General features: G+C 44.3%; 8 protein-coding genes. 6 read left to right on the top strand and 2 right to left on the bottom strand.

Features of this window, described 5'->3' with window-relative positions; translation table 11 throughout:
* Positions 1–1,071: transposase (locus JGK16_RS31350; RefSeq protein ID WP_293193788.1), on the bottom strand; the 1,071-nt coding region annotated here is incomplete at its 3' end.
* On the opposite strand from JGK16_RS31350, the gene JGK16_RS32860 reads away from it, so the two are divergent.
* The 6 genes from JGK16_RS32860 to JGK16_RS31325 all read left to right on the top strand — a co-directional run bounded on the left by JGK16_RS32860 (position 1,013) and on the right by JGK16_RS31325 (position 7,786).
* Positions 1,013–1,171, top strand: a complete 159-nt coding sequence (locus JGK16_RS32860) for a ribbon-helix-helix protein, CopG family (RefSeq protein ID WP_363319178.1) — start codon at positions 1,013–1,015, stop codon at positions 1,169–1,171. The two genes, JGK16_RS31350 and JGK16_RS32860, sit on opposite strands and share 59 nt — an antisense overlap.
* Before the next feature lie 414 nt (positions 1,172–1,585).
* Positions 1,586–1,954 (top strand): FeoA family protein, encoded by a 369-nt coding sequence (locus JGK16_RS31345; RefSeq protein ID WP_293184410.1) that lies wholly within the window; start codon positions 1,586–1,588, stop codon positions 1,952–1,954.
* Between the two features lie 406 nt (positions 1,955–2,360).
* Complete coding sequence (locus tag JGK16_RS31340) at positions 2,361–2,606, top strand: FeoA family protein (protein ID WP_293184408.1); 246 nt, start codon at positions 2,361–2,363, stop codon at positions 2,604–2,606.
* Positions 2,603–4,942 carry a Fe(2+) transporter permease subunit FeoB gene (feoB, locus tag JGK16_RS31335; RefSeq protein ID WP_293184405.1) on the top strand — a complete coding sequence of 780 codons (2,340 nt, stop codon included), beginning with the start codon at positions 2,603–2,605 and terminating at the stop codon, positions 4,940–4,942. The genes JGK16_RS31340 and feoB overlap by 4 nt, the downstream gene beginning before the upstream one ends.
* A gap of 119 nt (positions 4,943–5,061) precedes the next feature.
* Entirely contained in the window at positions 5,062–5,328 is a 267-nt protein-coding gene (locus tag JGK16_RS31330; RefSeq protein WP_293184402.1) for a FeoC-like transcriptional regulator, read from the top strand.
* A gap of 238 nt (positions 5,329–5,566) precedes the next feature.
* Positions 5,567–7,786, top strand: coding sequence for a cation-translocating P-type ATPase (locus JGK16_RS31325; RefSeq protein ID WP_293193790.1), 2,220 nt, complete (start codon positions 5,567–5,569; stop codon positions 7,784–7,786).
* Positions 7,787–7,795: 9 nt separating this feature from the next.
* On the opposite strand, the gene JGK16_RS31320 is transcribed toward JGK16_RS31325, so the two are convergent.
* Positions 7,796–8,533 (bottom strand): alpha/beta hydrolase, encoded by a 738-nt coding sequence (locus tag JGK16_RS31320; RefSeq protein ID WP_293193792.1) that lies wholly within the window; start codon positions 8,531–8,533, stop codon positions 7,796–7,798.
* Positions 8,534–8,897: the final 364 nt, after the last annotated feature.

The raw sequence follows: 8,897 nt of genomic DNA, 5'->3' as shown, positions 1-8,897 counted from the left end.
GCTTTCTTCAGTAATTACCACTTTAATTCCTGCTAAGCAAGCTTTGTACTTGAGCATCTCAATAAATCGAGCGTGAGGAATACTGACAAAGTTCTGATTATTGCGCTTGCCGATGTTGATTTCCTGTTTCCAGCCATCATTTTTTCCAATCACCAGTGTCCCAATATGGTTGGCTGCCAAGTGATTGATGATAAGTCGGCTAGCATTATGCAGGTAATTATCAACTTTGCAGTTGCGTTTGTGCGTCAGTTGTTTGATTCTGTTGGATGTCTGCTGCTCTCTTTTGAGCTGAGATTGTAGTTGGGCTTTTTTCTTGTTGTAATAAGCATTAAGAGCTTTAAGAGGTCTTCCATTAATGATTAATGGTGTCAACCCCAAAACATTTGAACTAAGTGCTGCAAGGTTATTTAACCCGATATCAATACCTGCAATATTTTCCTCATTCCCTTGCTGTGTTTGAGCAATAGCTTCATATACTACCTCGATCGCATAGTGAAAAGGTAATGGTACAATTCGTACCTGTTGAATTTCACGAACCCGAGTTGTCAAAAAAATGTCTGTTTGGGAAAGATGAACTACTCCTTTTGTCAGCCATTGCTGGCTAACTGCCTGGGATGTGTAAGTAACAACGAATCGACCATCAGTTTTATGTTTGTACTGAGGAAGCTTGGGACGCCCAAGAAACTTCTGTGGACAATTCGCATACTTCTTACTCGCCTCAAAAAACGAGATCCAACTTTCGTGCAATCTCATTAAAGTCTGTTGGCTAACCTTAGCTGGCAGTGCCGTATAATCAGCCGTTCCCTGACACAACTTCACCATAGCGTTGTAGTTAAGGTATTTGGCCTCAAAGATGAAAGATTGCCGAATCAGATAATTGGCGTAGTTGAACAGATTCTTAGACAGAAAGCACAAGCGGGCGCACTCAGCATAAAAGCCGTGATGTTTGTCAATAATATGTTTCTGTACTAGCCTCATCTGTGTTAGTGTTGTACTAACACCACTATAGCAGATGTTAGGACTAATGGCAAGAATATCAGATAAGGTTTTGACGGTGAGAGTACCAGACATAGAGATGGAAATGTTAGATCGCTATTGCGCTCAGACAAAAAGGACAAAAACCGACGTGATCAGAGAGCTGATCAGGGGTTTGCCGATCAAGGATAAATGAGTATAGATGACGATAAATGTCTATAAACTGAGTGAAGTTTCCCTATACTTAGTCTCGTGGCATCTCGGCTAAGGCTGAGTTTGTTAACTATATGTTAAAATATTTGAGAATAGTTGCTAATAATTCCTTTTTAATCTACTATGCTTAAGAGCAGTAGATATTGCTTCGTGGGGGTTAAAGCGCACATTGGCATCTAACGCAAGAGAGATTAAAACTACGAACTCGCCAAAAAATCGTCTTTCTGGGCTGGTTGGATGGCTGTGTCCGAAATATTAACAGGGAAAGAGTTCGCTGAAACTGGAAATTTAGCGATGTATACCATTGTGCGCTGCCAGTATTGAGAATTAATCTCAAGTCTGGTGCACAAGCAAGCCAAAGCAAAAAGTTACTAAAATCGATCGACAACCAGAACAGATGAAAGAAAACACCCAAGAATACAGCCAACAAAACGAACAGCTAAACCCCAGACAGTTCGGGGCTTTTACCTTTTACGGCGAGACACCAGAAGTCTCTCAAACCGCAGAGGATAGCACAGAAATTCAGCCAGACTCAGCTCAAGGTAAATCATTCCCGCTAGCAATGGCAAGCGTTGGCGACAAGCTGCGGATAGTCAAACTCAAAGGTTCAGAAGGCACTGTGCGGCGCCTCATCGGCATGGGATTAGTCCCCGGCATCGAAGTTCAAATAGTCAGCAATTCAGGGGGTTCCGTGATTGTGGGAATTGGCGACAACCGCATTGGTTTGGGGGCGGGTATGGCACAAAAAATTATGTGTACGAATTAACGGAATTTGGGCATTGGGCACGGGGCATTGGGCATTGGGCATTGGACATGAAAAAAAGTTATTAAGCTGTTGCTCATTTAAACTGCAATATTCGGGGCGGTACTGCGAATCCACCCCGCAAGAGTTTGATTATTTCTTGACATACAGTTTAAATGCCACAACAGCTTACCAATGAACAATGACCAATGCACTTAATTACCAATTACCAATTACCAAGAAGAATGGGTTTAAAACCTCCTCGTTTTAGGGGGAAATAAAACAAAATTATTTACTGTTTCAATCCTCTTCCTTTTATGGAGAGGTAGCCCTCAAGCGGTCAACTGTCAACTGTCAACTGTCAACTGTCAACTGTCAACTGTCAACTGTTAACTGTTAACTGAATAACTAGCCATTACAATAGAAAAAAATGAACGATAAAAAACAACTGCGAGATTTAGCTGTTGGCAGCATCGGCCGAGTAGTTGGCTATGAGAAAACAGCCCGCGGTTACAAAAGTAAATTGTTAGCAATGGGATTGACGCCGGGAACAGAATTTACTGTTACCCGCCACGCACCCCTAGGAGATCCCGTAGAAATCCTAGTGCGGGGTTTCAAACTCAGTTTGCGGAAAGATGAAGCCAATATCTTATTTGTACAGGAAGTAGAAGAATGACTAAGCAAATCATTGGATTGGTGGGCAACCCCAACTGTGGAAAAACTACTTTATTTAATGCGTTGACAGGTGCTAACCAGCGAGTCGGTAATTGGCCGGGAGTAACAGTTGAACGCAAAGAGGGAAAATACCCTCACGACGGTTTTGTAATTACTATTGTTGACTTGCCGGGAGTTTATTCTATCGATGCCGAAGATGGAGATACCGGACTCGATGAATTGGTAGCGCGAGATTATTTGCTATCTGGCGAAGCTGATGTGATTGTGAATATTGTTGATGCTTCCAACTTAGAACGAAATTTGTATCTCACAACGCAAATTTTAGAGATGCGCGTGCCGATGATAGTCGCGCTAAACATGATGGATGTTGCCAAGGAACGAGACATCCGAATTAATGTTAGCAAACTCGCAGAACGCCTCGGCTGTATGGTAGTGCCGATGAGTGCTACGTCAAATGACGGGGTGCCTTTGTTGCGCGATGCTGTGAATAAGGCGCTGGTTAAGCCGATCGTACCATCTGCCTGTGTAGCTTATCCGGCTGTCATCGAAGATGCGATCGCCCAACTAATCCCGCATATCCAACAGCATAGCCCAAACCGCAGTATCGATGCCCGCTGGACAGCCCTGAAACTACTAGAATACCAGGATGAAGTCGCCCCGGAACTCGCCAATACAGAGTTAGAAAAAATAGTCGTCCCGCACCGCCGCCGAGTCCACGAAACCCTCGATGACGACTTAGATATTATCATCGCCGACAGCCGCTACACCTTCATCCGCACCCTGACTCAAGGCGTCGCCGAATCTTCCAGAGAAGTCAAAGCCAATCTTTCCGATAAAATCGACCAAATTGTGCTCAACCGCTGGTTAGGCATTCCCGTATTCTTGATGGTGATGTACTTAATGTTCACCATTTCGATTAACGTTGGGGGAGTGTTTATCGACTTCTTTGACCAATTCTTCGGGACAATTTTTGTAGATGGTTTCGGCGCCCTTTTAGAAACTATCAAAGCCCCTGGATGGTCGATCGGACTGCTGGCAAAAGGTGCTGGTGGGGGGATTCAAACTACATCTACTTTTATTCCCCAAATTGGGATGATGTTTTTGTGTTTGTCAGCCCTCGAAGACTGCGGCTACATGGCACGGGCAGCTTTTGTGATGGACAGATTAATGCGATTTGTCGGACTTCCCGGCAAATCCTTTGTACCGATGATGATCGGTTTTGGGTGCAATATTCCCGGAATCATGGCGACGCGGACATTAGAAAATAAGCGCGATCGCACGATGACGATTATGATGAATCCATTCATGTCTTGTAGTGCCAGATTAGCAGTTTACGCCCTGTTTTGCGGCGCATTCTTCCAAGTCGGCGGTCAAAACATGGTGTTGGGGCTTTACCTGTTAGGTATTTTAGCAGCAGTGCTCACCGGGCTAATCTTAAAAAACACCATCCTGCAAGGAGAAGCTGCACCGTTTGTGATGGAACTGCCGCCCTACCACATTCCTAAGCTTAAAGGCGTGCTGCTGCGGACTTGGGACAGATTGCAAGCTTTTATCAAAAAGGCGGGAATTGCGATCGTAATTATGGTCGTTATACTAGGATTTATGGGTTCAGTCGGCACCGATGGTTCCTTCGGCAAAGACAACAGCAAAGACTCAATTCTTAGCGCCGTCGGCCGCGCGGCAACACCTGTATTTACACCAATGGGAATCACCCAAGAAAACTGGCCCGCCACCGTCGGTTTACTAACAGGAGTATTTGCCAAAGAAGTCATGGTTGGAACCTTAGATTCCTTATACACTCAACTAGCAGACGAACAAAAAGCAGCAGGTGGAGAACCGGAGAAAGAAGAAGAATTTAGCTTCTGGGGAAACATCGGCAAAGCATTTTTTAGCATCCCAGAAAATCTCACAAAACTTCCCGGTCAAATTTTTGATCCCCTCGGCTTAAGTTCTGCCAATATTACAGACCAAAAATCAGCAGCAGAAGCGCAAGGTATTTCTGGTAACACCTACGGACAAATGTCCCAGCGGTTCGGTTCTGATAAAGCCGCCTTTGCTTATTTGGTATTCGTATTACTGTACTTTCCCTGCGTCTCTGCAACGGCCGCACTTTACCGCGAAACTAACTTGGGGTGGACTGTATTCGCAGGTCTATGGACTACTGGTGTCGCCTATTTTACAGCAGTTGGATACTATCAAATAGCCACATTTTCAGAGCATCCAGACTCATCTCTGGTTTGCATTGTCAGACTAATCATAGCGATGGGCTTGACTCTTGTGGCATTAAAACTAGCTGGTGGAAAACGAGCAAAGCGACGGGAAGCAATCAGTAGTTAGTCGTTATTAGTTATTAGTTATTAGTTATTCATAGCAGCCAGCAAATAACCAGTAACTAATAAGCATTAACCAATAACAGCGTTCATCTGCGTTTAAGAATCAAACAAAGGAGAAAAACCATGATTTTAAGCGACATCCAAAAATTTATTGCTGACAACAAAAGAGCCTCCATCGCGGATCTAAAAATTCACTTCCGCATGGATGGTGATGCTTTGCGCGGAATGTTAAATCGCCTAATTCGCAAAGGCAGAATCAGTAAAATGGCAGAAGCTAAAAAGTGTGGTGGATGTCACAGTTGCGCCGACGATGCCACCGAGATTTATGTATGGGTAAATCCGGGCGAGTCGGTGTCAGCAAAAGATCCGGTTTCTGCAACTTGCCATTAAGAAATCAGGAGACGGCAGTGCCGTGTCCCTACCGTGATTAATTGTAGGGAAACGGCACTGCCGTCTCCTCGCTTGTCATTCCGGCGCAGCCGGAATTGATATAACGCAGATCCGGAGGCTCTGCCTGGGAACCAGTTAACCAGTTAAAATTATACAATTTGGTATATGATTTTATTAAACATCTGAATATATGTTCAATGATGATAATCATTCTAAAATCTCAAAAGGATACTGAATAATGACTCAAACTCCTTCCCTCAAAACGCTACAAACTAAGATTGGCGGAATGGACTGCGGCAACTGCGCCAAAACAGTAGCAGCAGGCTTGCAAAAACTGCCCGGACTTACCGAAGTCAATGTAGTTTTTGCAACAGAAAGTTTGCGGTTAAATTACGATCCTCAACAAGTAACAGAAAAAGCTATTTTCGATCGCATTCAAACTTTAGGCTACACGATCGAACAGACTACCACAGCAATACCATCATCGGAGAATTCCGGTTGTTCGCACGAACATGAACACCATCATCACCAGCATTCAACAGTCCAGAAAACTCAAAAGACAAATCCCACTAACTGGGAATTCTGGATTCGCAATCGCCGGGGACAGACTGTAATTTTAGCAGGCTTGGGATTAGTTCTGGGATTGCTAACTCAGTATTTAGGAATCGCAATTTGGCTGTCGCGCGGTTTTTATGGTATCGGTATTATTGTAGCCGGATTTGCGATCGCCCGCGCGGGCCTCATGGAGTTGCGATTGCGCCGCGCCGACATGAATTTGTTGATGACTATTTCGGTAATTGGCGCGGTGGCTTTAGGCGATTGGTTTGAAGCGGCGTTAGTTGTATTCCTGTTTAGTCTGGGAACAACTTTGCAAACTTTCACTTTCAGCCGCACTCGCCATGCTATTGCTAGTTTGATGGACATAACACCACCGACTGCAACTGTCAAGCGCGACAATAACGATGAAGTGACGGTGCGAGTTGAGGAAATTCAAATTGGAGAAATTCTGACAATTCGTCCCGGCCAAAGGGTAGCATTAGATGGGATAGTTGTATCGGGGAATTCGGCGATCGACCAATCGCCAATTACGGGCGAATCTATCCCTGAAGATAAGGAAACGGGCGATCGGGTTTTTGCCGGAACTTTAAATCAAACTGGCTTTTTGGAAGTCAAAGTTACCCACACTGCGAATGATACCACGGTTGCGAAAATTGTGCACTTAGTCGAGTCAGCGCAATCGAGCCGCGCCCCAACTCAGCAGTGGGTGGACAAATTTGCAGAGATTTATACTCCTATTGTGATTGTAAGTGCGATCGCCCTTACACTAATTCCGCCCTTAATTTTTGGTCAACCGTTCAGCGTCTGGTGTTACCGCGCCCTGGTAATGTTAGTCATAGCCTGTCCCTGCGCCTTAGTAATTTCCACTCCGGTTTCCATTGTCAGCGCCATCGGTGCAGCCACCAGTCAAGGCGTGTTATTTAAGGGCGGAAACGGCTTAGAAAATGCTGGAAAAATCAAGAGTCTGGCTTTTGATAAAACCGGAACTTTGACTGAAGGTAAACCCGTTGTGCAAAAGGTTTACGACTTGGGAGAATTGAGCGCCAGCACGGTATTGTTAATTGCAGCTTCTTTGGAACAAAAATCGGAACATCCTTTAGCTAAGGCAATTATTACCAAAGCGAAGGAAGCAGGAATCGAGTTAGAAACTCCCGAAAATTTTACGGCTTATCCGGGTAAAGGAATTGCTGCTAATTTTGCAAACAACCTCTATTTTGTCGGAAATCGCCGCTTATTTGCCGACCAAAATATCGAACTGTCACAATCAGCAGTATCTCTGCTAGATGATATCGAGAAATTAGGGCAAACTCCCGTTTTAGTCGGCAGCAGCCGCGGTTTGTTGGGAGTGATTGCTTTGGCTGACGGCTTGCGACTGGAAGCTGCCGAAGCCCTACATTTGCTCAAACAGATGGGTTTGAACAATCTGGTGATGCTGACGGGCGATCGCACTTTTGTAGCTCAGCAAATAGCCCAACAACTCAACCTATCTGAGTATAAAGCAGAATTGCTACCAGAAAACAAATTGCAACAGATTCAAGAATTGCGAAAATTTGGGGCTGTAGGAATGGTGGGCGACGGCATTAATGATGCCCCCGCTTTAGCAGCCGCCGATATCAGCTTTGCAGTTGGCGGCATTGATATAGCCCTAGAAACTGCCGATGTAGTTTTGGTGGGCAGCGATTTGAGAAAACTCGCCTATGCAGTCGATTTGAGCCGCCTTACTGTAGCTGTAATTCGGCAGAATGTGATTTTTTCAATAGTCACAAAAGCGCTGTTTTTGCTGTTGGGAACTTTTGGGTTTGTCGGGCTAGCATTTGCAGTTTTTGCAGACATGGGAACTTCCTTAATCGTGACGGCAAATGGGATGCGGCTGTTTCGCTTTAAATCGAACAATAAATAGCAATCGCCCCTAAAATTTAAAATCTAAAACCAGTTGGCGACTGTGTAGGGATAGCCAAAAATTAAGTATTTCTTCCCCGACTTCTTCCGGATAGAAGTGATGGAAAAAATGCCGCCCGTCTGGACATTCCCAAAAGCGATCGCCTTTTTTGAGAAATTTTGACCAGCGGCGCATGACAATAGGAGATACCACAAAATCCGTTTTGCTACTACATATCAACAAAGGTACTTCTACACCTTTATCGCTAGAATTAATCACCCTAAATAAAGAGTGAGGACAGGGAGAACAGGCTAAGTCATCCTCAAAATATGGTATAAATTTTTGATTGATACTTTGATTTTGGAATCCCAGCATATCGCCAACCATTTGACTTAAAACTTGTTTGCCACTCCAGGGAAAAGCTGAAAGATGCGTGTAGTAATGTGCTTGCCAATTAATCGCAGATGGCACACCCACACCTAAAAGTCCCAAAGAACTTACTTTGTGAGGATAGCGACGGGCATACATTAAACCAACTAATCCACTGGTACTGTGGCCTAGGAGGTGAATTGGGCGATCGCGCATTGTTAAAAAGTCGTGCAAAAGCTCAACAGCCATATCCAAAGAACAACCTTCGTCTTCAGTTTGTTCATATTCCCATATTTGCACGGGGACAGAATGATTTAAATAGGCAAGTAGAGAGCGATCGAACCAATGTAAACTCGGACTTACACTTAACCAAAGTACGTCATCTGAACTGAATTTCATCAATTTTAAGTTAGATATAAAGTTATTGAGAACTTAGTAGACATAACGTTGAGACGTAGCGTGGGCATTGGCCACTTACCCTGAATAAATATGTAGATGGAGATAGCAAGTCTGGATGTTTTGGCGCAAACAAGACTTATTTTTTTGAACCGCAGAGGACGCAGAGGACGCAGAGCAAGAGGTTAACTTACAGGGCGAAATAGTTCCCTAAACTTAGTCAAAGCTTACTGGACAAGATAAGTCTAGAATTGATATAATATCTGCAATGCCGAAAACCAAGGCTCAATTATCCGGTTTGTAAACCGCAGTTCTGTCAGTACTAGCCAGCCTGTTAAGGTCGAGAAGGAAGTCCACAACTCGTTAA

It is taken from the genome of Microcoleus sp. PH2017_09_SFU_O_A (assembly GCF_020738625.1).
GTDB lineage: Bacteria > Cyanobacteriota > Cyanobacteriia > Cyanobacteriales > Microcoleaceae > Microcoleus.
This window is presented reverse-complemented; position numbering and strand designations above follow the sequence as displayed.